The following is a 22770-nucleotide window of genomic DNA, read 5'->3' as shown; positions in this document are numbered from 1 at the left end:
CCGGATCAGCGGCCGATGTTGGCCTCGTGGCCGATGGACAGGCCCGAGTCGACGTCGAAGAAGTGCAGGTTGTGCGTGTCGACGACGAGCTCGAGCTCCTGGCCGGGACGGACGTGGCTGCGGGCGTTGACACGCGCGGTCCACAGCGACTTGTCGCCGGTCAGCGGCAGCGTCGTCTCCTCGTCGTCTCCGTCGTGGGCGGCGGCGACGGTGTCCTTGTGCTCGACCGGCGGGGCGTCGATCGTGAACAGGACGTTGATCTCGGAGCCCAGCTCCTCGGTGACGTTGGCGCGGACCGGGACGCGCACCCACCCGGCGCTGTTGCCGCTGGCCGAACCGGCGTCCTCGAAGTCGGACGGCCGGATACCGAGAATGATCTTGCGACCGATGTAACGGTCGAGGCCCGGCTTCTCGGCGAAGGTCGAGTCGGGAACGGGGAGGCGGTAGCCGGCGAAGGCCACGGCCGCGCCGCCGTTGTCGCGGACCAGCTCGGCGTAGGTGAAGTTCATGGCCGGGGAGCCCATGAAGCCGGCGACGAACAGGTTGACCGGGCTGTCGAACAGGTTCTGCGGGGTGTCCACCTGCTGGAGCACACCGTCGCGCAGGACGCAGACGCGGTCGCCGAGGGTCATGGCCTCGACCTGGTCGTGGGTGACGTAAACGGTGGTGACGCCGAGGCGCTCGTGGAGCTGGTTCAGCGAGGCGCGCATGGAGACGCGGAGCTTGGCGTCCAGGTTGGACAGCGGCTCGTCCATGAGGAAGGCCTGGGGCTCGCGGACGATGGCGCGGCCCATCGCGACACGCTGGCGCTGACCACCGGACAGGGCGGCCGGCTTGCGCTTGAGGTACTGCTCCAGGCCGAGCATGCGAGCGGCGTCGTTGACGCGCTTCTGGATCTCCGGCTTGGACATCTTGCGCAGCTTGAGGCCGAAGGCGAGGTTCTCCTCGACCGTCATGTGCGGGTAGAGCGCGTAGTTCTGGAAGACCATCGCGATGTCGCGGTCCTTCGGGGGAAGGTGGTTAACGACGCGGTCGCCGATGACGATCTCGCCGCCGCTGATGTCCTCCAGGCCGGCGATCATCCGCAGGGCGGTGGACTTGCCACAACCCGACGGGCCGACCAGCACCATGAACTCGCCGTCCTTGATCTCCAGGTTGAGGCCGTTGACGGCCTTCACCCCACCCGCGTAGATCTTGTCGACGTTGTTCAGAACGATAGAAGCCATGCCAGTCCTTCACGCTTCCGAGACAGCAAGAGAGAGTGGATACGTTTTCAAAACTGTCCCCCGAAATATCGCCTATTGTCAAGTTTTCTATGACACAGCCCATGGAACCATGATGGAATCGTTTCCATGAGCGGTCCATCGCAGGGGCGGATAACGATCAAGGAAGTGGCGGAGGCGGCCGGGGTCGGGGTGGCCACCGTGTCCCGGGTCCTGTCGGGCGGCTCGGCGAGCGCCGAGACCCGCGAGAAGGTGCTCGCCGCCGCGGCGCGGCTCGACTACCGGCCGAGCGCGCTGGGACGCAACCTGAGGCGCCGGCGGACGGGCGGCATCGGCCTGCTGGTCCCCGACATCACCGACAGCTTCTACGCGCGGCTGACCGACGGCGTGCTGTCGTGCGCCCGGTCGTACGGCGAGCCCGTCACGGTGGGGGTCACCGGCGACGACCCCGAGCGGGAGGCCGAGCTGATCGGCACGCTCATCGAGCAGAGCATGGACCGGGTGATCGCGGTGCCGTCCGGGGACGGCGAGATGTGGGCGCCCGCCCTGCGTGCGGGACTGAACGTCGTGTTCGCCGACCGGCGGGTGCGCACGGACGTGCCCAGCGTGGTGCCCGACGACCGGGCGGGGGTGCTGACGGCGGTGGAGTACCTGGCCGGGCTGGGCCACCGGAAGATCGCCTATATCGGCCGGCACGCGCAGTCACAGCGGGTGGCCGCGTTCAGGGCCGCGATCGCCTCACTGGGCCTGCCCGCCGACCGGGATCTGGTGGTGCACGCCCGGTCGAGCCGCGACTCCGCCTACGCCGCGGCCGCGGGCCTGCTGCAGCACCGGCCGGACGTCACCGCGGTGATCGCGGGCGGCAACGTGCTCGGGGAGGCGGCCGTGCTGGCCGCCCGCGAGCTGGACGTGCGCATCCCCAGGGACGTGTCGCTCATCATGTTCGACGACGTGCCCTGGGCCGAGCTGTGCTCCCCGCCGCTGACGGTGATCGCCCAGCCGGCCCAGGACATCGGCTATCGCGCCGCGGAGCTGGTGCTGCGGCACGGCAGGCGTCCTCCGGCCGTCACGCTGCCCACACAGCTCGTCGTACGAGCGAGCTGCGGGCCCAAGGTGTCATCGCCTAGGCGATGACCTTCTCGATCGCCTCGGCGATCTCCGGGGCCTCCGGGACGACGCGGGGCCGGAACCTGGCCACCACCTGGCCGTCGGCGGCGACCAGGAACTTCTCGAAGTTCCACTGGATGTCACCCGCCTCGCCCTCCGTGTCGGGGACCTCGGTCAGCGCGGCGTAGAGAGGATGCCGCCCCGGGCCGTTGACCTCGGTCTTGTCCAGCAACGGGAAGTCCACGCCGTAGGTCGTGGAGCAGAATTCCTTGATCTCCTCCGCCGAGCCGGGCTCCTGGCCCATGAACTGGTTGCAGGGCACGCCGACGACGGTGAATCCGCGATCGGCGTACGCCCGCTGGAGCGCGACCAGGCCCTCGTACTGCGGGGTCAGCCCGCACCTGGACGCCACGTTGACCACCAGGGCGGCCCCGCCGCCGAGCAGGTCGCCGAGGGTCGTGCCCTCGCCGTCGATCGTGGTCACCGGAATATCGAGAACGCTCATGTCCGCACCCTAAACGAGGGTCCCGTCCGTTCTCGCCGCAGGGCGCGCCTTGAACGGTAAGCCACGTCCCCGGGAACGGTAGGCGTTGGGGGTGGATCGGCAAAGAACCGTCCGCATCGTGCCGCGAATGCCGCCGGGCAGGCGGGCGGCCGTATTTCAATCCGCGTGAGGACCCGTCGCGGTGCCCGCCGGAAGTTCGTGGTGATCCGGTGCGGGCCGAGCGGACGGCGGCGCCCACGCCATGGGCGCGCGGCCGCGCGGCGGGCGCCATGCGCGCCCGCCTTCCGCACGCGACCCGACGACAAGGACCGATTTGGACAGCAGAAGCGTTCTACGCAACACAGTCGCCGCCGTCATCGCGGCCACCGTCGCCGGTGGCGGAAGCGGAGTGGCGTGGGCCGGCGAATGGGCCGGCGAGTGGGCTGCCGCGGAGCAGACCGGGGAGAGCGTGCGGCCCGTCACCCACGTCGGAGTGTGGACGACGCGGGTGACGGCGCGGCCGCCCCGGTTCCGCCAGGCGCCGGCGAAGACCCTCAGCAAGGCCTACGCCTTCCGGCTCGTCACCCGCCACACCTGGTCGGGTCAGCAGTTCCAGTGCTTGGACAGCCTCTGGACCAGGGAGAGCAACTGGGACCACCGGGCCTACAACCAGGGCTCGGGCGCCTACGGCATCCCGCAGGCGCTGCCCGGACGGAAGATGGGCTACGTCGCCGGCGACTGGCGGTTCAACCCGCAGACCCAGATCAGATGGGGGCTGCGATACATCAAGGGCCGATACGGATCGCCGTGCGGCGCCTGGGGCCACTTCCGGTCCCACAACTGGTACTGACCCGGGCGGAGGCGTCCGGCGGCCTGCCGCCGGACGCCTCCACGACCGGCCCGCTTGCCCCCGCTCGGCGCCCTGCCCGCCGGCCCCGCGGCGGCGCGAGGCTCGGCTCAGCTCGGCGATATTCGCGAATTTGTCCCAGATTTGGGGCTTTGTTGCCATACTCCGTCTTCGTGACTGTGGAGTTGACGCGGAGTGGCCGCGGGTCTCGCCGGATGGTGGTCGTGGCGGTCGGCCTGGTCGTCTTCCTGATCGCGGGCGCCGGCGCTTACGCCGTCGCCCGCATCGATCGCGAGCAGGACACGAAATACTGCGGCCACGACTGCGTTCCCGGCCTCTCGATCGGCACCGTGGTCGAGGCGCTGCAGGGCCAGGGGCACACCTGCGCCGACAAGAGGCTGTTCTGGTCCTGTGAGCTGAGAATCGGCAGAGTGCGGTTCGAGGCGGACCTCTTCCGCGCCGGCAACGTGACGGACTTCTACGAATACATCAGCAAGGTCGAGGCCAGGATCATCAACCCGGACAGCACCACGGCGGCGGCCGGACTGGACTACATGTCGTGGTTCGCGATGCTGCCCCACCGTGACGATCCTTCGACGGTCAAGAAGGTCGGCGGCTGGCTGGCCGAGCAGATCGCCGGCGACGGGGACATCACCTACGTTCTCGATTGGGAGTACACGGTGGAGCGGAACGCGAACACCCGATCCATCGAACTCACGATGAAGAGGAGACACTGATGGCGGCTCCACCCGGCTGGCCGTACTCTCCCGACGGCAGGTTCTGGTGGGACGGCGCCACCTGGCAGCCGGTGCAGGCGCCGCCGCCTCCCGGACCGGCCACCCACGGCCCCAGCGTGCCGCCCCCTCCGGGAACACCCGCTCAGCAGGGCCTCAACGTGCCGCCGCCTCCCTGGCCTGCGACCGGTCATCCGTCCGCGGCCTCGCCCTGGCCGCACACACCCGGGGCGCAGTCGGCTCAGCAGCATGCCGGCCCGCAGGCGCCCCCGTACGCGCCCCCCGGGACCGGGGCTCCCACTCCGGCCCCCTCCGGCGCCGGCCCTCGGCCCCGCCGGACGGGAACCGCGGTATTCGTGCTGGTCACGGCGGGTACGCTGATCGCGGCGCTGGCGCTTGGCGGGCTCGTCGGCGCAGCCGCCGGCCTGGCGACCACCGAACCGGTGACGGACGCCCCCGCGCCCTCGTTCCCTGGGAGGTTCCCCATGGGAAAGCAGCGGTACCTGCCCAAGGTGACGCTCAACATGGTCGCGGTGAACTGGCTGCAGGCGGCCAATTCCTGGAGATGCACGAGGTCCACGGCGTCCGACCCGCTGACCGGCGCCAAGATGGGGATGATCTGCCGGCCCGGCGACGCCACCAGGCTCCACATGTCCGTCTACATCTGGTACGACGGGCCGGACAAGGTGGTGTCCGTGAAAGCCCGCTGCGATCTCGGCGTCGGATCGAAGCCGTGCACGAGTCTCTTCTCGATGATGGCGGACACTCTGCTTTCTCCCGATCGGACCCTGCGCGGGCAGGCGGAGGCGTGGGCGGGGAAGAACGCGGACAAGGCGGCGGTGACGGCCATCGGCGGCGTCCGGCTGGAGACCAGCGCCCGCCCGCACACGATGGAAGCCGTGCCGGCGATCTGAAAGATCCTTCCGGCCGCGACTCCCCTCGGCGACCTGCCGTTCCGCGTGACGGCGCGGAGGAGCGAGCGAGCCGCGCGGGAGCGACGTCCCTTCCGGCTCCGCCGGACTGGTGGGTTCATGCGGCCAGTGCGAGCACCGCGACCAGCGCCGCGGCGGCGACGGCCAGCGCGCCCGCCCAGGCGATGCGGGCGTCCAGCCGGTGATCGAGCGGGCGCCCGTGCCGGAGCATCCGCCCCGGGGCGCGGTGCCGCCTCCCGGTGCGCAGCAGCAGGACCGCCCCGGCCAGCGCGGCCGCCGCGAAGGGGACGGCGAGGCCGGGCAGGTCGTGGCGGACCATGATCCCCGCCGCTCCGACACCCGAGCCCGCCATGGTCACGGCCGTGCGGACCCAGGCCATGCGGGTCCGCTCACTGTGCAGGCCCGGCCTCGTCTCGCGGCTCACGCGCCGCTCATCGTGCCAGGAGGATGAGGAGCAGGGCCAGGACGGCCACCCCGGCCACGCCGTACCCGAACAGGGGGGCCAGGGCCGGCGGCGGGAGCGCGCGGTCCTGCCGGAGCGCCCGGTCGATGTGCCGCCAGCGGGGATAGGCCGAGCCGGCCGCCACGGCGGACAGCAGCACGAGCACGACGGCGAGCAGCGTACGCACCCACGGCACGAAGACGTCCCCGGGGACGACCGCGATGGCGATGCCGCCCGCGCTCAGCGCGAGGGAGGTGCTGATCCAGGTGAGGAACGTACGCTCGTTGGCGAGGACGAAGCGAGGGTCGGGTTCGTTCTCTTCCACGGGAGAACGCTATTTGTGCCCCTTTTCCCATGGATTTGCCGGGTTGCTCCTTAGCGTGGCGGTCACGCCGGCACTCGGCCCGGCCGGGAGGGGACAGGCACCCTCACGGCCCACGCCCGAGCCGGCGCAGCGGGCGAATCGGCGCCGGCCGCCAGGGTCAGATGCAGGCCTGGCTGACCTCGCGCAGGTGGTTCGCGCCGTCGGTGGCGACCTTCTGCGCCGCGTCCACCGCCGCGTTGGCGTCCTTGACGTCGAGCTTCTGAAGGCTGTCGGCGAGCCCCTGGAGGGCGTCCCTGAGCGTGGTGTCGGCGGCCTTGTTCGCCATGTCCTCCAGATCTGCGGCGCCGTCCTCGATCTTCTTGCGCATGGCGGCGGGGTCGTCCACAACGTTGCCGATCCCGCTGATGGTCTGGCCGATGAGCCGCGTCGCCTCGGCGCACGTCTGCGCCTTGTCCGCGCTCGCGCAGCCGGAGGCGAGCAGGACGGCGGCCGCGCAGGCGGCGGCGGACGGGAGGAGTCGCATGCCGATCACCCTACCCAACCGCGGCCCGCTCGCCGCGGGACCGAAAGCGGGGAGCCCTTCGGGGGCCTCCGCACGCACCTCCCCCGGCACCGCCGCAGCCTCATGACCCTCATCACGGTCATGCCGCAGCGTGATGACCTGCATCACGGTCATACGTCATCACGCCAATCACGGCGTCGTCACGCATCGTCACCGCGTCATCACCTCGCCATCACCTCGGCGACTACGCCGCGGAAATACCCCGCGACCTCGCGGGCCAAGGCGGTCCTGGACACTCCGGCCCCGTGCAGGGCGTCGCCGTGATCGAGGGCTACCACGGCCAGCACGCCCGCCAGCAGCGCCCACCACAGGGCCGAGGCGATCCCCCGCGACAACCGGGAGGACCTCCGGAAGGACCACCGCAGCCGGTCACGGTGGAAGGGCACATGGCGCAGCTCGTCGGCGAGGATCCGGCCCGCGACCTCCGCGGCGAGCAGGTCCAGGACGCCGTCGCGCACGGCCCGGTAGTAGCCGAGCGCGACCACCTCGGCGAGCATCAGGACCATCAGCTCCGTGCGCAGTCCGAGGATCCGCCGCAGCCGGACGAAGACCGCGTCGGTCCAGTGGCCGCAGATCGTCGCCGCGCCCGCCGCCTCCAGGAGCCGGCCGAGCAGGCGGGCGTGCTCGCGCTCCTCGGCCACGAACAGGCGGACCGCCTCCGCGTACACGGGGTCGCCCGCCCGGCGGGCCTTGTCCATGAGGTGGGCGCCGTCGCCGGCCTCCCCCACCTGGAACCGCTGGAGGCTCCGTACGAGGGCGGGCTCCAGCCGCGCTCCGGCGCTCCAGTCGGGATCGCCCCAGGTGCTCCGCAGCAGCGCCGCGCCCTCGAAGTCGCGTAACCAGGCGGTGAAGTCGCCCGTGTCGACCGTCGTCGTCATGGCCCACGAACCTACGGAAGCCGTGTGCAGATCCCGAGGGGGAGTTTGTGGAGGTTCGGCGTACCCGGCGCAGGGGCACGGGGCCGGGGCGCGGGTACGCAGCACGGGGGCAGGGGCACGAGGGCACGGGGGCGCGGCGCGCACCCCGGCTCGCGCCGTAACATCTGCGACATGGGGAACTGCGAACACCTGCTCGTGGCGGCCGACGCTGAGCCGCTCACGCCCGAAGGCTGCCAGGAGTGCCTGGAGCACGGCATGCGATGGGTGCACCTCCGCAAATGCCAGGGGTGCGGCCACATCGGCTGCTGCGACTCCTCTCCCGGCAAGCACGCCACCGCCCACTACAAGGAGACCGGCCACCCGGTGATCCGCTCGTTCGAGCCGGGAGAGGACTGGCGCTGGTGCTTCGTCGACCAGCGCCTGGGCCAATAGACCGTCCACAGACCGTCCCCTGAGCCCGCTCAGCCGCGTTCGAGCGTCGCCTCCTCGAAGTCGAGCTCCTGCATGACCCGGTGGAGGACCTCGTCGTCGATACGCCGCTCGTCGCGCAGCCGTACGAACACCTCGCGTTCCGCGGCGAGCATCTCGCGGCGTAGCCGCCGGTAGAGCGAGGCGGGCGTCTCCTCGCCCGCGGGGCCGGTGCCGCCGCCGAGGCGCTCCCAGGCGTGCAGGGCCCGGCGCTGGGAGCGGGTGCGCAACTGGTTGACGACCTCTTCGTGGACGTCCAGCACGCCCTCGGAGGTGAGCTCCTCCAGCCGCGCCAGGGCCGCGGCCGCGGCGGCCTGCTGGGCGCCCGCCTCCGCGAGGTCGTCGCCGTATCGCTCCCTGGCGGTGGAGACGCCCAGCCGCCTGATCAGCCAGGGGAACGAGAGCCCGTGGACGATCAGCGTGCCCACGACGATCGCGAACGTCAGGAACAGCAGCAGGTTGCGCTGGGGGAAGTGCTCGGGCAGGGCGAAGGCCGCGGCCAGCGACACCACCCCGCGCATGCCCGCCCAGCTCGTCAGCACCACGTTCTGCCAGGACGGCGTTTTGGGCTCCCGGGCGCGTACCCGCTTCGACAGCATGGCCGGCAGGTAGGTGCTGGGCGGCACCCACGCGATCCGCACGAGGACGACCACCAGGAACAGCACGACCGCGTACGTCGCCAGCTCTGCGGGCCGCTGGCCGTTCAGCCCGGCGATGATCGGGCGCAGTTGCAGGCCGATCAGCGCGAACACGATCGACTCCAGCACCAGGTCGGCGACCTTCCACACCGCGTCCGACAGCAGCCGCGTGCCGTACGTCGTCCGGCTGAGCTCGTGGCCCAGGTAGATGCCGACGATCACAACGGCGATCACGCCGGAGCCGTGCACGGCTTCGGCCGCGAGGTAGGCGGCGTACGGCACGAGCACCGAGACCCCGTTGGCGATCAGCGCGTCGTCGAGCCGTCGCAGCACGAACCCCGCGAGGTAGGCGATGACGAGGCCGATGGCCACGCCGAGACCGGCGGCCAGGAGGAACTGCCCGCCGATGTCGAGCAGGTCGGCGGCGGCGCCGGTCACGGCTCCGATCGCGACCCGATAGGCGGTCAGCGCCGTGGCGTCGTTGAACAGGCTCTCCCCGACGAGGATGGTCAGCGCGCGTCGCGGCAGGCCGAGCCTGCGTCCGACGGCGACCGCCGACACGGCGTCCGGAGGGGCCACGATCGCGCCGAGCGCGAAGGCCGCCGTGAGCGGGAGCTCGGGAATGATCGCGTGCGCGACGAAGCCGACCACCAGGGTGGTCACCAGGACGAGCCCGACGGCCAGCAGGCCGACGGATCTGGCGGCGTCGCGCAGCCGCAGGTATGAGCTGTCCAAGGCCGCCGAGTAGAGCATCGGCGGCAGGAAGACCACCAGCACGATGTGGGGGTCGAGTCTGTAGTCGGGGACCCCGGGCACGTAGGAGACGGCCAGGCCCGCCACCACCAGGAGCAGCGGGGCCGACCAGTCGCGCCATCGGGCCAGGGCGGCGACGCCGAGGGCGCCGGCCGGAAGCAGGAGAAACTGCAGTGCCGTTGACGTGTCCATCAAACGACGAGGTTACTTACAGCAGGAACTCCCGAAGACCGCGGCCCTCACCACCCCCGAGGGGGCCTCACCACGCCGAGGGCCCTCACCACCCCCGGGATGTATCCCATCCCTCCCCGTCCTCGTCCGACCAGGGGATCGGGGAGTCCGCGGAGGGCTGCCCGCCGCGCCGTCTCCGGCTGCGCTCGGCCTGCTGGTCCGGGGCCTGACCGGCCGGCCACTGGTCCGGCCGCAGGCGCTCGCCCGTGGTGTAGAGCGTTTCACTCGCGTACGGATCACTCGCGTACGGTTCGCTCGCGTACTGCTCGTTCGCGTACTGCTCGTCGACGTAGGGCCGGGCCACGCCGAGGCCGAGGGGGTCGCTCGGGTCGACCGCCCCCGGCGGCTGCCCCGCAGGCTGCGCCGCCGTGGGCTGCGGGGCCTGGGATCGCGGACCCTGGGGGTAGGCCGGCTGCGGGCCGGTCTGGGCCGAGGACGCGACGAGGCGGTCCTGGGTGGGCGTGCCCCGGGCGACGAGTACGTCGTTGGGGCCGAGCGCGGCGGGCGCCGGGTAGGCCTCGGGTGCCGGGGCGGGCGGCGGCACCGGCGGACGGGCGTACTGCCCCGTCCCCGGGTAATCGGGGCCGGGATAGTCCGCATAGTTGTAGCCGGACGGGGCGGGCTGCTCGGGGAACCCCGCGTCGTGCGGCCCGCGGCGGTCCCGGGCCGCGTATCCGCTCTCGTCCTGCGCGTAGCCGTCGTGGGCCCCGCCGTACCCGTCCGGGGCCTGGCCGTAGCCGTCGGGCGTGGTGGCGTGACCCTCGTCGGCGGCGTACCCGTCCCGGGCCTGGCCGTACGGGATCTGGGACGGGTTCCGGGGCGCACTGTAGGGGTCCTGCGCGGCGTATCCGTCACCGGGCTGCCCGGCGTACCCGTCGGGCACGGCGTAGGCGTCCTGGGCCCGTGCCGCGTACGCGTCCGGGGATTCGGCCGCGTACGGATCGTGGACCTGCGTGGCGTACGGGTCGTGGATCTGGGTCGCGTAGGCGTCCTGCCCCGGGTCCTGCGGGTGCGCGGGGTACGCCTCCTGCGGGGCGTAGCCGTCCTGGCCCACCGCTCCCTGCCGCGGGAACGGTCCCGTCCCGGCGTCCTGTTCCTCGCCGCCCGCCTCCGCGAAACCTTCGTCGAGAGTGTCGATCAGCCGTCCCACGTCGTTCATGGGCATGCGGAAACTGGCCGTGCACATCTCGCCCCGCCACAGGCTCAGCACCAGCGTGCCGTCGTGCCACGTGACCCTGAGCACACGATCCTGACCTCGCGCGTCGAAGAACACCTCGCCGAACGATGGCAGTGGGACAACTTCCGACATGGCAGACATAGTGCCTTTACCTGCCCTTTTCCGTCCACTCGATCTCGGGAACCCTCGCGAAACTTCCGTTTCGTCCCTTTTCGACCTCACTGGGTAGATCGCCGTTGACCATGAGAGCACTGACATCTCAGTGTGCCACGCGTGCTGGGAGGGAGTTCCTGGAACGCCAGGATGTGGTGGGGCGGACACGCACAGGATGTCGGTGACACCGGGTAGCGTTCTTCCGTGCCCAAGGACCGTTCCGAGCTTCCGCCCGTCGAAGAACTCCTCACCGCCGCGGTGACCGCACTGGGCGGCGTCGAGCGGCCCGGGCAGGTCAAGATGGCGCAGGCGGTGCGCGACGCCGTCGAGAGCGAGGAGCACCTCGCGGTGCAGGCCGGCACCGGCACCGGCAAGTCGCTGGCCTACCTCGTGCCCGCGATCAGGTACGCGGCCGAGAAGGGCAAGGCCGTGGTGGTGTCCACCGCCACGATCGCGCTGCAACGCCAGCTGGTCGACCGTGACCTGCCCCGGCTGGCCGACACGCTGGAGAGCCTGCTGCCGCACCGGCCCGAGTTCGCGATCCTGAAGGGCCGCCGCAACTACCTGTGCCGCCACAAGATGGCCGACGGGATGCCCGAGGACGAGGACGACCAGCTCTTCGACCCGCGCGAGGTCAGCGCCACCGGGCGGATGGTGCAGCGCATCCAGGACTGGGCCAACGACACCGAGACCGGCGACCGCGACGAGATCGTGCCCGGCGTGAGCGACCAGGCCTGGCGGCAGTTCTCCGTGACGGCCCGGGAGTGCCTGGGGGCCCAGCGGTGCCCCAGCGGCGCCGACTGCTTCGCCGAGCTCGCGCGGGAGCGCGCAGGCGAGGCCGACGTCGTGGTCACCAACCACGCGCTGCTGGCGATCGACGCCATGGAGGACTTCGCGGTCCTGCCCGAGCACGACGTGGTCGTGGTGGACGAGGCGCACGAGCTGGTCGACCGCGTGACGTCGGTGGTCACCGGAGAGCTGTCGGACAGCACGGTGAGCCTCGCCGCGCGCCGCGCCGGGCGGCTGGTCGAACAGGGCATCGCCGACCGGCTCCAGGAGGCGGGTGAGGACCTGCGCTCCCTGCTGGCCGTCGCCCCGCCCGGCCGCGTCGACACGCTGCCGGGGTCGCTCGGGATGACGCTCGCGCTGGTGCGCGACGCCGCCTTCGCCTGCATCACGGCCCTCGGACCGCGCAACAAGGACAAGGACGACCCGGAGAACGCCGGGCTGCGCAAGGCCGCCTTCACCGCGCTGGACGACGTGCACGACACCGCCCAGCGGATGCTCGACGCCTTCGGCCCGGCGGCCGGTCGCGACGAGACCGGAGACGACGCGGAGGACACCGGGGACTCGCGGGATTCGGAGCGTGGCGCGAACGGCGGCCCGGAGGGCGCCCGGTCCGAGGAGGTCCACCGGGCGGAGGTCGTCTGGCTGGAGGAGGGGCGCGGGCGCGTTCCTCCCAGCCTGCGGGTGGCGCCGCTGTCGGTCGGCGGCATGCTGCGCGACAAGCTGTTCGGCGACCGCACCGTGGTCCTCACCAGCGCCACGCTCGCACTCGGCGGCTCGTTCGACAGCCTGTCCCGCCAGTGGGGCCTGCGCGCCGGGGAGTGGACCGGCCTCGACGTCGGCTCGCCGTTCGATCATCCGCGCCGGGGCATCCTCTATGTCGCCACGCATCTCCCCCAGCCCGGCCGTGACGGCCTCCCCGAGGCGTACGTCGACGAGATCGCCGAGCTCATCGAGGCGGCCGGCGGCCGGACGCTCGGCCTGTTCTCCTCCATGCGGGCCGCGAAGGCCGCCACGGAGGCGCTGCGGGAGCGGCTCGACGTGCCGCTGCTCTGCCAGGGCGACGACTCGACCTCGCAGCTCGTCAAGCAGTTCGCGGCCGACCCCGCCACCTGCCTGTTCGGCACGCTGTCGCTGTGGCAGGGCGTCGACGTGCCGGGCCCGTCGCTGACCCTGGTGATCATCGACAGGGTCCCGTTCCCACGCCCCGACGACCCGCTCGCCTCGGCCCGGCAGCGGCACGTGGCGGCCACGGGGGGTAACGGCTTCATGGCGGTGGCGGCCACCCACGCCGCGCTGCTGCTGGCGCAGGGCGCGGGCCGGCTGCTGCGATCGATGGACGACCGGGGCGTCGTCGCCGTTCTCGATCCGAGGCTCGCCACCGCCCGTTACAGCGGGTTCCTGCTCAACTCGCTGCCGCCCTTCTGGCGCACCACCGACCCCGCGAAGGTCCGCGACGCCCTGCGCCGCCTCACCGCCGGCTCCTGAGCCGGGCGGGCGCGGGCGGAGCTCGGCCAGGGAGACGGAGCCAGGCCAAGAGGGCAGGGCTCAGGCCGGGGAGACGGAGCCAGGCCAACAAGGCAGAGCTCAGGCCGGGGAGGGCGGAGCTCACATCTTCGTGACCGCGCCGAATGCCTCCCCCGCGTTCAGGCGCCGTACGAGGTCGAGCACGGCGTGCGACCCGCCGCTCGCGGTGACCCATCGGCTCACCCGGCACGCCGCCTCCGCGTAGGTGCGCGCGTCCGCGCCGGCCGCGCGCAACCAGGCGTCCAGCGTCACCGGCAGTGTGGCGTCCGTGCTCACCAGGCAACGGTCGGCCGCCGTCTCCGGAGCGAGGTAGCGCGGGTCGCCGGAGACGAGAACGGCCAGGCCCTCGTCGAACCACTGCGGCACCGCGTCATCCGTGACCAGGCGGGCGTGCAGTTCGACGTGCGACATCTCGTGGGAGGCGATGACCGGATCCACGCCGTCGGGCGACAGCATCACCGCGCGGTTCAGCACCGCGACGCCCCGTTCCCCTCCACCGCCGATCCGGCGGTAACAGCGGTCGCCGAGGCAGGCGAGGATCCGGGGAGAGGCCTGCCTGCCGCCGTAGAAGTCGCGGACGCGCCGCTCCGCCTCCTCCACGGTGGAGACCACCTGCCGCCTCCGGTCCGGCGGCAGCCCCGACTCCGCGTAGACGCCCGGGGCCAGGCGCTCCAGCCCGTAACAGGTGGGACAGGTCGTGGCGGCGACCGAAGGAAAAGCCACCGCGACGACGGCGGCCGCCGCGATCGGCAGGGCCGCGAGCACGACGAGCAGCCACACCCGTCCACGCCGCCACACTGGTGCACGCCGCCACACCGGTCCGCGCCGCCACACGGGCCATCGTTTCCACGCCATCGTCACTCCCTTGCTCGCATCCGGCATCGGCGTCCCCCGCGCCAGTGACCGTGGAACAGGATCTTCGCGCGATGGCCGCCTGTCGCGCATCGGACCGTGGTGGGACCTGCTCCGGTCTGAGGCGGTGTCCGCGCCGTCCGGGCTGCCGGTGTTCGGGCCGCCGGTGTTCGGGCTGCCGGTGGCGCCGGTGTGTTGGGCCGGGACGGCGCTGGTGGTTGGGCCGGGACGGCGCCGTCCGCGGCTCGGGCAGGGCGTGAGGCCCGAGCGATCACACGTAAAGTGCGGGGCATGAGCGCTGACGCCCCTGTCATGTCGGAGTGCCTCACCCGGGGCGGCCGACCGGCCTTCGTCGTGAACGTCGAGGTCTTCCTGGAGCGAGACGGCCGGTGGCTGCTCATCCGGCGCGGCAGGCGGCAGGCGCACGCACCGGGCATGCTCGCCGGCGTGGGCGGCAAGGTCGAGCCCGACGGCGCGGGGCTCGATGTGCTTGAGGAGACGGCACGGCGTGAGGTCGCCGAGGAGATCGGGGTCGACATCACGGGAACCGCACTCTCCTATGTGGAGAGCGGGTTCTTCGTCACCGACGACGGCGACCCCGTCGTCAACGTGGTCTTCCGGGCGACGATGCCGCCCCACGCCCAGCCCGTGGCCGCCTCGGCGGAGGAGGTGGAGGGATTCCTCTGGCTCACCGCCGCGGAGGCCCAAGGCGATCCGGACTGCCCGCCCTGGATATCACGGAGCCTGCGCCGCGCCGCGGCGCAGCCTGGCACGCCGGCGTAGTCGTCGGCGAAGACGGGCTGTCACCGCCGCGCGGGCCTGCACGGAGGAGCCGGTTCAGAAAGCAGGGTCAGAAAGCAGGTTCAGGGAGAGGGCGCAGGGTCAGAGAGCAGGAGGCAGCGGGCCGAGCTCGGGCCGCTTGGGGGCGAGGCCGTCGCCGGATGACGTGCCGCGAACGCGCCGCCCGATCCACGGGCCGAAGTGCTCCCTGAGCCACTGCACGTCCTCACGGCGCTTGGCCCTCGGGTCCACCTGCTCGCGGGGCGGCCAGGTCTTGCGCCAGTCGTCCTCGGTCGGCACGCCCAGCACATGCAGCACCCGTGCCGCGACCAGGCGGTGGCCCTCGGCGTTCATGTGCAGCCGGTCGCCGCTCCAGGCCCGCCAGTCCCGCAGCCCCTGCATCGACCACATGTCCACCAGGTGACAGCCGTACAGGTCGGCGATCGAGCGGACGTGCATGAAGAAGATCGCGAACTTGCCGCGCACGCGGCGCATGATCGGGGTGTCCCGGGGATCGGTCCCGGTGAACAGCACGACGTCGGCGCCGGAGGCCCGCAGGTCGCGTACGGCGGCGGCCAGCTTCTTGGCCATCTGGTCGGGGTCGGCGCCGGGGCGGATGAGGTCGTTGCCGCCCGCGCAGAAGCTGATGAGGTCGGGCCTCAGCCCGACGGCCGCGGGCACCTGGTCGGCGACGATCTGGTCGATCAGCTTCCCCCGCACCGCGAGGTTGGCGTAGCGGAAGTCCGGTTCGAGTAAGGCGAGCCGCTCGGCGACCCGGTCGGCCCAGCCCCGGTAACGGACCACCTCCCCCGGCACCGGAGGGGGCGCGCCCACGAGGGGGTCGTTGAGTCCCTCGGTGAAGCTGTCGCCGACCGCCACATACGACCGGTAGTGCATGATTTCTTCTTTCGTCACTCGTCCATGTCGGCGATCGCGCGCAGCGCGAGCTCGTACGACCGCATGCCGAACCCCGCGATCGTCCCGGTGGCCACCGCCGCCACGACCGAGGTGTGGCGGAACTCCTCCCGCGCGTTCGGGTTGGAGATGTGCACCTCGACCAGCGGAGCCGTACGCTGCGCGATCGCGTCGCGCAACGCGTACGAATAGTGGGTGAAGGCGGCGGGGTTGAGGACCACGGGGGTCCTGCTGTCGGCCGCCTCGTGGATCCAGCTCACCAGCTCGGCCTCGTCGTCGGTCTGCCTGACCTCCACCGACAGGCCCAGCTCGCGGCCGATCTCGCGGCACAGGGCCGCTAGGTCGTCAAAGGTCTGCGCGCCGTAGACGTCGGGCTCCCGGCTGCCGAGACGGCCCAGGTTGGGCCCGTTCAGGACGAGCACCTGCCTCATCGGGCGACCTCCCGGTACGCGGCTTCGAGCAGTTCCTCCGAGGGGTTCTCCAGCCGGGCGGGCCTGCCGACGTCGTCGAGCACGACGAACCGCAGCACCGCTCCCCTGGCCTTCTTGTCCACACGCATGTGCTCACGCAGCCGCGGCCAGGCGTCGGCGCGGTAGGAGGTGGGCAGCCCGACCGACTCCAGGATCGAGCGCGTGCGGTCCACGACGTCGCGGCCGACGCGGCCGTCGAGCCGGGACAGCTCGGCGGCGTAGACCAGTCCGATGGCCACGGCCTCGCCGTGCCTGATGCGGTAGTCCTCGACCCGCTCGACGGCGTGGGCGAGGGTGTGGCCGTAGTTGAGGATCTCCCGCAGGCCGCTTTCGCGCAGGTCGGCACCGACGACGTCGGCCTTCACCTGGATCTTGCGCTCGACCAGCTCACGGGTGTGCTCGCCCTCGGGGGTGCGGGCCCCGGCGGGGTCGTCCTCGATCAGCATGAGGATCGTGGGGTCGGCGATGAACCCGCCCTTGATGATCTCGGCGAGGCCGGCGACGTAGTCCTCGCGCGGCACGCTCGCCAGCGTGGCCAGGTCGCACAGCACGCCCTTCGGCGGGTGGAAGGACCCGACCAGGTTCTTGCCCTCGGGGGTGTTGATGCCGGTCTTGCCGCCGACCGCCGCGTCCACCATCGCCAGCAGCGTGGTCGGCACCTGCACGGCCTGGACGCCGCGCAGCCACGTCGCGGCCACGAACCCGGCCAGGTCGGTGGTCGCCCCGCCGCCGACGCCGACGACCGCGTCGGAACGGGTGATGCCGTACCGGCCGAACGCCGACCACAGCTCGGCCGCGACGTGGACGGACTTGGCCTCCTCGCCGTCCGGCACGGGCAGGGCGACGACCTCGAATCCGGCGCCCTCCAGGGTCTCGCGCACCGGTCTGGCGATCTCGGGCAGCCCAGCGGGGTGGATCACGGCCACCGTGCGCACCTTCGCGTCCAGCAGACCCGGCAGCTCCGGCAGCACATCGGTGCCGACGACCACGTCGTACGGATTCTCGCCGCGCACGGTGATGCGTGCCGGCGTCACAGCGCCGCCTCGATCTCGGTCACCACGTCCTCGGGCTCGCGGCCGTCGGTGGCGACGGTGATCGCGGCGAGGCCCTCGTACATCGGACGGCGCTGCTCCATCAGCTGCCTGAGCCGGCTGCGCGGGTTCAGCACCAGCAGCGGGCGGGCCGAGGCGAGGCCGACCCGCTTGACCGCCTGGTCGAGCCCGACCTGGAGGTACACGACCCGGTGGCCGGACAGCAGCTTCCGGGTGTGCTCGTGCAGGATCGCGCCGCCGCCGAGCGCGAGCACGCCGGGGTGCGTCTCCAGCGCGTCGCGCACGGCCTGCGCCTCCAGCTCGCGGAACCTCTCCTCGCCGTCCTCCACGAACACGTCGCTGACGGTCTTGCCGGCGACGGCCTCGACGTCGGCGTCGGTGTCGCGGAACGGCAGGCCGAGGCGGTCCGCGAGGAGCCGTCCGACGGTGGACTTGCCCGAGCCGGGCGGGCCGATGAGGACCGCGGCGGGGCCTTGGGGCGCCGATTGCATGATCACAAACCCTATTACTTGATGACCAGGGACGACAGGTAGCCCGACAGGTTGCGCGCGACCTCTTCGACGGAGTCGCCGCCGAACTTCTCGACGGCGGCGTCCGCGAGCACCAGCGCCACCATCGCCTCGGCGACGATCGCGGCGGCCGGGACCGCGCAGACGTCCGAGCGCTCGTGGTGCGCCGTGGCCGGTTCGCCGGTCAGCACGTCGACCGTGGCGAGCGCGCGGGGCACGGTGGAGATCGGCTTCATCGCGGCGCTGACCCGCAGCGGCTCGCCGTTGGTCATGCCGCCCTCGACGCCGCCGGCCCGGTTGGTCAGCCGGCGCACGCCCTCGGGAGTGTTCTCGATCTCGTCGTGGGCCCGCGAGCCCGGGCGGCGGGCGGTCTCGAAGCCGTCGCCGACCGCGACCCCCTTGATCGCCTGGATGCCCATGAGCGCCCCGGCGAGGCGGGAGTCGAGACGGCGGTCCCAGTGGGTGTAGCTGCCGAGGCCCGGCGGCAGGCCGTAGGCGACGACCTCGACCACGCCGCCGAGGGTGTCGCCGTCCTTGTGCGCCTTGTCGATCTCGGCGACCATCGCCGCGCTGGCGGCCGGGTCGACGCAGCGCACCGGATCGGCGTCCACCGCCTCCATGTCGCCGGGGCCGGGGAGCACGTCGCGGGGCGCGACGGCCTCGCCGATCGAGACCACGTGGCTGACGATGTCGACGCCGAGGGCCTGCTTGAGGAAGGCGCGGGCGACCTGGCCGAGCGCCACCCGGGCGGCGGTCTCCCGGGCGCTGGCGCGGTCGAGGACCGGCCGCGCGTCGTCGAAGCCGTATTTCTGCATGCCGGCGAGGTCCGCGTGGCCGGGGCGGGGCCGCGACCGCGGCGCGTTGCGCGCCTGGCCCTCCAGCGTCGCCGGGTCCACCGGGTCGGCCGCCATCACGGTCTCCCACTTCGGCCACTCGGTGTTGCCGATGCGGACCGCGACGGGCGAGCCGAGCGTGCGGCCGTGCCGTACGCCGCCGGAGATCGTCACCTCGTCCTGCTCGAACTTCATCCGCGCTCCGCGGCCGTATCCGAGACGGCGGCGGCGCAGTGCCTCAGCGAGGTCGGCGGTGGTCACCTCCACCCCGGCGGGCAGGCCTTCCAGGATCGCGAGAAGCTCGGGGCCGTGTGACTCCCCGGCAGTCAACCAGCGCAGCATGGTGACAAGTCTTCCATGTGCGCCCGACTGCGGCGTCCCCCTGACACCCCCATGACCGTACGCCGATCCCCCCTGGCCGGGAAACCGCGCGTGCTACCCACCCGTAAAGTCCCAGGGAAGGGCCCCGGGAAAGGCCACTGCGACGAGCGCCCCCGCGAGCATGAACGGGCCGAACGGGAACTCGGACGTGCGGGTGGCTCTGCGGGCCAGGAGCAGCCCCACGGCGTACAGCGCGCCGAGGACCTGGCCCGCCATCCCGGCGACGACCGTGGCCTGCACGCCGAGCGCGCCGGTGAGCAGGCCGATCAGCCCGGCCAGCTTGACGTCGCCGAGCCCGAGGCCCGCGGGGCGGGCGAACCACAGCGCGGCGTAGACGGCGCCGAGCGCGCAGCCCGACGCCAACGCGGGCAGCAGGCGGCCCGACGGCATGAGCAGCGCCAGCACGATCGGATACGACGGCAGGGTGATCGCGTCGGGCAGCCGCCAGGTCCTCCGGTCGATCTCCGCGAGCGCGGACCCCGCGACCACGGCGTACAGCCACGCGGCGAGCACCCAGCCGTCGTGGACGCGCCAGGCCACCAGCGCCGCGGCGAGCGCGGTCGCGACCTCGACCCCGTACGGCGGGCGGGGCAGCGGCACGGTGCGGGCGGCCGCCGCCAGAGCCCTCCGCACCTCTCCGCGGCGGCTCTCGCGGCGGCTCTCCCGCCGGTCGTCCGGCTCCGCGTCGAAGCCGGCGGCGGCCGCCCGCGCGTACGCGCCGGCGATCAGGCCGAGGACGGCGGTGGCGAGGACGACGACGGACACGTGGCCGACACTAACGCCCGCGCGCCGCCGAGAGCCGGGGTGCGGCTTCCCTGTGGACGACCGAGCTCCTGTGGACCACCGCGTCCGGTCGACCACCGCGTTCCGGTCGACCACCGCGTTTGCTGTTCAGCGACCGCGTCCGTGTGAACGGCCAGGCGGCCGAGGCCGCTCAGGCGCGGCGGCGGCTCCACCAGCGGCCCCGGCGCCTGTCCTCCGTGTCCCCCGGGCGGTCGGCGGTCCCCAGACGGGCCACCGTGGCGCCCGGCACCTCGCGGGCGAGGCGGTCCACGGCGGAGGCGTCCCTCTTGGCCTCCTCCACCGTGGCGAGGGCCTGCAGCATGCCGCCCTCGATCACGAACGGGACCGGACCGGCCACGTCCACCACCACGGCGGCGGCACTCTCGTGCCGCGCCGCCTGGCAGACCTGCGGGGCCGTGGCCTGCACCGGCCGGGCGTCCGCCCGCCACCTGCGCATCGGCTCGGTCCCGGTGAAGGCGAGCACGGCCTCACGACCGTCCTTGCCGACCAGTTTCGGGAGGGCCATCTCGCTCTCCTTCTCCTGGCGCAGGCCGTGCTCCCCCACTTCCGACTCGGTGAGCAGCGCGACCACGGGCACCAGCAGCCTCGTCCCGGCGAGCGCCGTCAGGACGTCGGCCGCCGTCGCCGTGCCGGCCTGGAACGCCGACAGCGCCGACGCGACGGACGTGTCGGTGCCGCCGTCGTCGTCGGGGCGCAGGGGCTGCGGAATCGATGGCACGTCTCCCGACCCTACCCAAAGGCCGCGCCGGAGGCGTCAGCCCAGGTCGGCGATGGCGATCACGGGCCCTCCGCCGGACGGCCCCTGGTGCACCGCCGCCACGGAGACGAACACGGCCGGGTCGCCGGTCACGCTCGCCGCCACCCCGCCGACGGTCGCCTTGATCTGGCGGTGCCAGTGGACGTCGGAGTCGTCGAGCATGATGTTGCGCCGCCCGCGTACCCGGCCCGACGGGTCGGCCTCGCACTTGATGAACAGGTTCACCAGCCGGTCGCCGAGATCGTCCGGGTGCGGGCGCTCCGGCAGGTCGACGCCCGCGCCGCGGATGGCCTCCCAGATCCCGCCGGTGTCCAGGGCGTCCTTCATGACCGAGTGTCCGGCGCGGTAGCGCCCGCCGATCCCGCGTACGTTGCCCACCACGACGATCTGCGCCCGGTCGAGCTCGACGCCGCTGGAGCACGAGGCGACCGACGAGTAGAGCGACAGGTCCTTGTGGATCTGCTCGGCCGAGGGCGTCTCGATCTCCCCGAGCGCGACCGCGATGCCGAGCGCCGTGGTGGAGTTGGAGATGTCCATCGACTTCAGCGTGTCCTCGGTGACCACCGTCCGGCCGCGCTCCTTGGCGTCGGTGATCGTGGACAACGTGAGCAGCGGCGTCTTGGTCTGCACGTAGTGCACGTCGGCCGGGTCGTCGATGCCGGCGATCTTCATCGCCTCGCGCACCCCGGCGGCCACCTTCTCGACCATGGCGGGCCTGCCGACGTCCTCGGGGAGGATCACCTCGCTCATCGCCACGCCGACGCTCACCCGCGGCTCGTCGGTCCGTACGGCCGTGGCCGGATCGACGGTCGCGAAGACCGTCGCGTGCGGGCTGAGCACGCCGTCGGTGCCGCCCGACCACACCAGGGGCACCTGCGCGACCTCCTCGGCGGTGCGCGTGCCCTTGGCCATGAGCACCTCGCGGAAGGCCCGGTCGGCCAGGATCCGCGTGTAGTCGTTCACGCCGCCGTTGCCCTCGGTCTTGCCGATCACGGCAAGCACGCGGTCGGCCTCGATCACACCGTCGTCGATCAGCCTCGCCAGCCCGGAGGCGTCGGTGACTCTCTCGATGGGGACCTTCCGTACCTCGATCGGATCCGGCACTATCTCTCCACCCCTCTGTACACCCTCGTACCGATATTTCCTGACAGCGCGGCACCGATGTGGTGCAGCGAGGTGATCACGGCCCGTCCCCCGGTCTCCTCGGCGAAGCACAGGGCGGCCTCGACCTTGGGCCCCATGCTGCCTCCGGCGAAGTGACCGGCCGCCTGCAGCCCGCGCAGGGCGGCCACGTCGATCTCTCCGATGGGGCGGGCGCGAGGCGTGCCGAAGTCGACGGCGGCGTACGGCACGTCGGTCGCGATCACGAGGTCGGTGGCGCCGACGGCGACCGCCAGCGCCGCGGCGGCGAGATCCTTGTCGATCACGGCCTCGATTCCGGCCGGCGTGCCGTCCGCCCCGCGCACGACCGGCACTCCCCCGCCCCCCGCCGCGACGACGGTGAATCCGGCGTCGATGAGCGCGACGGCCGCGGGGGCGTCCAGGATCTCCACGGGCCGCGGCGAGGCGACCACCCGTCGCCATCCGCGGTCGAAGCGCCGCCAAACCTGGCCGTGCTGCTCGAATCGGCGTGCCTCGTCCTCTCCGAAGTACCGCCCGATCGGCTTGACGGGGTCCTGGAACGCGGGATCGGCCGGGTCCACGAGCGTGCGGGTGACGATCGCCGCCACCCGGGCGTGCCCCAGCTCGCGCTGCAGGGCGTTCATGACGAGCGTGCCGATCGTGCCCTGCGTCTGGGCCACGCACCAGTCGAGCGGCACCGGCGGCACGACGTGGGCGGCGAGCTGGTTCTTCAGCAGGAGATTGCCGACCTGGGGGCCGTTGCCGTGGGTGAGCACCACCTCGTGCCCGGCCCTGCTCAGAGCCGCCACGCTGGCCATCGCCTCGCCGATCGCCCGCTGCTGGTCGGCCGGAGACGCGCTCCCGTCGGGAGCCGTCATGGCGTTGCCGCCCAGTGCGATCAGTACGCGTCCGCCCACATCCGGAAACTATCCAGCCCCATCGGGGCCTTCATTGGCGAGTCTCGCCCACCCCTGCCGCATCCATGGGCAGATTTCACCAAGCTCGGCACATGCGTTCGGCACCGAGCG

General features: G+C 72.4%; 25 protein-coding genes. 7 read left to right on the top strand and 18 right to left on the bottom strand.

The genetic code is table 11. The annotated features are described in order from the left end of the window. Positions 1-5: 5 nt before the first annotated feature. A complete protein-coding gene (locus tag FLX07_RS10625; protein ID WP_142570098.1) occupies positions 6-1226 on the bottom strand; it encodes an ABC transporter ATP-binding protein in 1221 nt (406 codons plus the stop codon). 126 nt (positions 1227-1352) lie between these two features. Between FLX07_RS10625 and FLX07_RS10620 the strand changes: the two genes are divergently transcribed. After that, positions 1353-2357 carry a LacI family DNA-binding transcriptional regulator gene (locus tag FLX07_RS10620; protein ID WP_142570095.1) on the top strand — a complete coding sequence of 335 codons (1005 nt, stop codon included), beginning with the start codon at positions 1353-1355 and terminating at the stop codon, positions 2355-2357. Here FLX07_RS10620 and FLX07_RS10615 read toward each other — a convergent pair. Continuing rightward, the gene (locus FLX07_RS10615) at positions 2347-2835 is read right to left on the bottom strand and encodes a glutathione peroxidase (RefSeq protein WP_142570094.1); all 489 of its coding nucleotides are present in this window, start codon (positions 2833-2835) and stop codon (positions 2347-2349) included. The two genes, FLX07_RS10620 and FLX07_RS10615, sit on opposite strands and share 11 nt — an antisense overlap. Before the next feature lie 313 nt (positions 2836-3148). On the opposite strand from FLX07_RS10615, the gene FLX07_RS36960 reads away from it, so the two are divergent. The 3 genes from FLX07_RS36960 to FLX07_RS10600 all read left to right on the top strand — a co-directional run bounded on the left by FLX07_RS36960 (position 3149) and on the right by FLX07_RS10600 (position 5309). After that, complete coding sequence (locus FLX07_RS36960; protein WP_208762154.1) at positions 3149-3664, top strand: aggregation-promoting factor C-terminal-like domain-containing protein; 516 nt, start codon at positions 3149-3151, stop codon at positions 3662-3664. A gap of 170 nt (positions 3665-3834) precedes the next feature. Further along, positions 3835-4398: a hypothetical protein gene (locus tag FLX07_RS10605; protein ID WP_142570092.1), complete on the top strand. Its 564-nt coding sequence runs from the start codon at positions 3835-3837 to the stop codon at positions 4396-4398. Beyond that, on the top strand, positions 4398-5309 hold the full coding sequence (locus tag FLX07_RS10600; protein WP_142570090.1) for a hypothetical protein: 912 nt from the start codon (positions 4398-4400) through the stop codon (positions 5307-5309). The genes FLX07_RS10605 and FLX07_RS10600 overlap by 1 nt, the downstream gene beginning before the upstream one ends. Before the next feature lie 115 nt (positions 5310-5424). On the opposite strand, the gene FLX07_RS10595 is transcribed toward FLX07_RS10600, so the two are convergent. From FLX07_RS10595 to FLX07_RS10580, 4 genes are all read right to left on the bottom strand, one after another. Further along, entirely contained in the window at positions 5425-5751 is a 327-nt protein-coding gene (locus FLX07_RS10595) for a DUF202 domain-containing protein (RefSeq protein ID WP_229689667.1), read from the bottom strand. A 7-nt stretch (positions 5752-5758) separates the two neighbouring features. Further along, complete coding sequence (locus FLX07_RS10590; RefSeq protein ID WP_142570089.1) at positions 5759-6094, bottom strand: YidH family protein; 336 nt, start codon at positions 6092-6094, stop codon at positions 5759-5761. Positions 6095-6251: 157 nt separating this feature from the next. Continuing rightward, complete coding sequence (locus FLX07_RS10585) at positions 6252-6617, bottom strand: hypothetical protein (protein WP_142570087.1); 366 nt, start codon at positions 6615-6617, stop codon at positions 6252-6254. A gap of 200 nt (positions 6618-6817) precedes the next feature. Beyond that, positions 6818-7534, bottom strand: coding sequence for a ferritin family protein (locus FLX07_RS10580; RefSeq protein ID WP_142570085.1), 717 nt, complete (start codon positions 7532-7534; stop codon positions 6818-6820). Between the two features lie 171 nt (positions 7535-7705). Here FLX07_RS10580 and FLX07_RS10575 point away from each other — a divergent pair, with 171 nt between their 5' ends. Further along, a complete protein-coding gene (locus FLX07_RS10575; protein ID WP_142570083.1) occupies positions 7706-7966 on the top strand; it encodes a ubiquitin carboxyl-terminal hydrolase 14 in 261 nt (86 codons plus the stop codon). 29 nt (positions 7967-7995) lie between these two features. On the opposite strand, the gene FLX07_RS10570 is transcribed toward FLX07_RS10575, so the two are convergent. Beyond that, entirely contained in the window at positions 7996-9585 is a 1590-nt protein-coding gene (locus FLX07_RS10570; protein ID WP_142570081.1) for a Na+/H+ antiporter, read from the bottom strand. 85 nt (positions 9586-9670) lie between these two features. Beyond that, positions 9671-10933: a hypothetical protein gene (locus FLX07_RS10565; RefSeq protein ID WP_142570079.1), complete on the bottom strand. Its 1263-nt coding sequence runs from the start codon at positions 10931-10933 to the stop codon at positions 9671-9673. A gap of 225 nt (positions 10934-11158) precedes the next feature. Between FLX07_RS10565 and FLX07_RS10560 the strand changes: the two genes are divergently transcribed. Beyond that, positions 11159-13228: an ATP-dependent DNA helicase gene (locus FLX07_RS10560; RefSeq protein WP_142570077.1), complete on the top strand. Its 2070-nt coding sequence runs from the start codon at positions 11159-11161 to the stop codon at positions 13226-13228. A gap of 120 nt (positions 13229-13348) precedes the next feature. Here FLX07_RS10560 and FLX07_RS10555 read toward each other — a convergent pair whose 3' ends face one another. After that, positions 13349-14122, bottom strand: a complete 774-nt coding sequence (locus FLX07_RS10555) for a hypothetical protein (protein WP_208762153.1) — start codon at positions 14120-14122, stop codon at positions 13349-13351. A 288-nt stretch (positions 14123-14410) separates the two neighbouring features. Here FLX07_RS10555 and FLX07_RS10550 point away from each other — a divergent pair, with 288 nt between their 5' ends. Beyond that, the gene (locus FLX07_RS10550) at positions 14411-14902 is read left to right on the top strand and encodes an NUDIX hydrolase (RefSeq protein WP_208762152.1); all 492 of its coding nucleotides are present in this window, start codon (positions 14411-14413) and stop codon (positions 14900-14902) included. 99 nt (positions 14903-15001) lie between these two features. Here FLX07_RS10550 and FLX07_RS10545 read toward each other — a convergent pair whose 3' ends face one another. From FLX07_RS10545 to FLX07_RS10505, 9 genes are all read right to left on the bottom strand, one after another. After that, on the bottom strand, positions 15002-15796 hold the full coding sequence (locus FLX07_RS10545; RefSeq protein ID WP_142570076.1) for an SGNH/GDSL hydrolase family protein: 795 nt from the start codon (positions 15794-15796) through the stop codon (positions 15002-15004). Between the two features lie 14 nt (positions 15797-15810). Then, positions 15811-16245, bottom strand: coding sequence for a type II 3-dehydroquinate dehydratase (gene aroQ, locus FLX07_RS10540; protein ID WP_142570074.1), 435 nt, complete (start codon positions 16243-16245; stop codon positions 15811-15813). Next, entirely contained in the window at positions 16242-17318 is a 1077-nt protein-coding gene (aroB, locus tag FLX07_RS10535) for a 3-dehydroquinate synthase (RefSeq protein ID WP_142570072.1), read from the bottom strand. The genes aroQ and aroB overlap by 4 nt, the downstream gene beginning before the upstream one ends. Continuing rightward, a complete protein-coding gene (locus FLX07_RS10530; RefSeq protein WP_142570070.1) occupies positions 17315-17827 on the bottom strand; it encodes a shikimate kinase in 513 nt (170 codons plus the stop codon). The genes aroB and FLX07_RS10530 overlap by 4 nt, the downstream gene beginning before the upstream one ends. A gap of 14 nt (positions 17828-17841) precedes the next feature. After that, positions 17842-19020 carry a chorismate synthase gene (gene aroC, locus FLX07_RS10525; RefSeq protein ID WP_142570068.1) on the bottom strand — a complete coding sequence of 393 codons (1179 nt, stop codon included), beginning with the start codon at positions 19018-19020 and terminating at the stop codon, positions 17842-17844. A 93-nt stretch (positions 19021-19113) separates the two neighbouring features. Then, entirely contained in the window at positions 19114-19824 is a 711-nt protein-coding gene (locus FLX07_RS10520; protein WP_167748193.1) for a prepilin peptidase, read from the bottom strand. A gap of 169 nt (positions 19825-19993) precedes the next feature. After that, the gene (locus tag FLX07_RS10515) at positions 19994-20581 is read right to left on the bottom strand and encodes an SseB family protein (RefSeq protein WP_142570064.1); all 588 of its coding nucleotides are present in this window, start codon (positions 20579-20581) and stop codon (positions 19994-19996) included. 36 nt (positions 20582-20617) lie between these two features. Further along, positions 20618-21724: a barbiturase gene (gene bar, locus FLX07_RS10510; RefSeq protein WP_142570062.1), complete on the bottom strand. Its 1107-nt coding sequence runs from the start codon at positions 21722-21724 to the stop codon at positions 20618-20620. Further along, on the bottom strand, positions 21724-22659 hold the full coding sequence (locus FLX07_RS10505) for a carbamate kinase (RefSeq protein WP_229689666.1): 936 nt from the start codon (positions 22657-22659) through the stop codon (positions 21724-21726). Before FLX07_RS10505 ends, bar begins: the two co-directional genes overlap by 1 nt. Positions 22660-22770 lie beyond the last annotated feature (111 nt).

Source organism: Microbispora bryophytorum (assembly GCF_006874465.1).
GTDB lineage: Bacteria > Actinomycetota > Actinomycetes > Streptosporangiales > Streptosporangiaceae > Microbispora > Microbispora bryophytorum.
Note: the sequence above shows the minus strand (reverse complement) of the source record. Positions and strands in the feature narration are given on the sequence as shown.

Excerpts from the sequence above, each read along its gene's own strand:
- FLX07_RS10625 (WP_142570098.1), bottom strand. The coding sequence starts at position 1,226 with ATGGCTTCTATCGTTCTGAACAACGTCGACAAGATCTACGCGGGTGGG.
- FLX07_RS10620 (WP_142570095.1), top strand. The coding sequence starts at position 1,353 with ATGAGCGGTCCATCGCAGGGGCGGATAACGATCAAGGAAGTGGCGGAG.
- FLX07_RS10615 (WP_142570094.1), bottom strand. The coding sequence starts at position 2,835 with ATGAGCGTTCTCGATATTCCGGTGACCACGATCGACGGCGAGGGCACG.
- FLX07_RS10600 (WP_142570090.1), top strand. The coding sequence starts at position 4,398 with ATGGCGGCTCCACCCGGCTGGCCGTACTCTCCCGACGGCAGGTTCTGG.
- FLX07_RS10585 (WP_142570087.1), bottom strand. The coding sequence starts at position 6,617 with ATGCGACTCCTCCCGTCCGCCGCCGCCTGCGCGGCCGCCGTCCTGCTC.
- FLX07_RS10580 (WP_142570085.1), bottom strand. The coding sequence starts at position 7,534 with ATGACGACGACGGTCGACACGGGCGACTTCACCGCCTGGTTACGCGAC.
- FLX07_RS10575 (WP_142570083.1), top strand. The coding sequence starts at position 7,706 with ATGGGGAACTGCGAACACCTGCTCGTGGCGGCCGACGCTGAGCCGCTC.
- FLX07_RS10570 (WP_142570081.1), bottom strand. The coding sequence starts at position 9,585 with ATGGACACGTCAACGGCACTGCAGTTTCTCCTGCTTCCGGCCGGCGCC.
- FLX07_RS10565 (WP_142570079.1), bottom strand. The coding sequence starts at position 10,933 with ATGTCGGAAGTTGTCCCACTGCCATCGTTCGGCGAGGTGTTCTTCGAC.
- FLX07_RS10555 (WP_208762153.1), bottom strand. The coding sequence starts at position 14,122 with ATGGCGTGGAAACGATGGCCCGTGTGGCGGCGCGGACCGGTGTGGCGG.
- FLX07_RS10550 (WP_208762152.1), top strand. The coding sequence starts at position 14,411 with ATGAGCGCTGACGCCCCTGTCATGTCGGAGTGCCTCACCCGGGGCGGC.
- FLX07_RS10545 (WP_142570076.1), bottom strand. The coding sequence starts at position 15,796 with ATGCACTACCGGTCGTATGTGGCGGTCGGCGACAGCTTCACCGAGGGA.
- aroQ (WP_142570074.1), bottom strand. The coding sequence starts at position 16,245 with ATGAGGCAGGTGCTCGTCCTGAACGGGCCCAACCTGGGCCGTCTCGGC.
- FLX07_RS10530 (WP_142570070.1), bottom strand. The coding sequence starts at position 17,827 with ATGCAATCGGCGCCCCAAGGCCCCGCCGCGGTCCTCATCGGCCCGCCC.
- aroC (WP_142570068.1), bottom strand. The coding sequence starts at position 19,020 with ATGCTGCGCTGGTTGACTGCCGGGGAGTCACACGGCCCCGAGCTTCTC.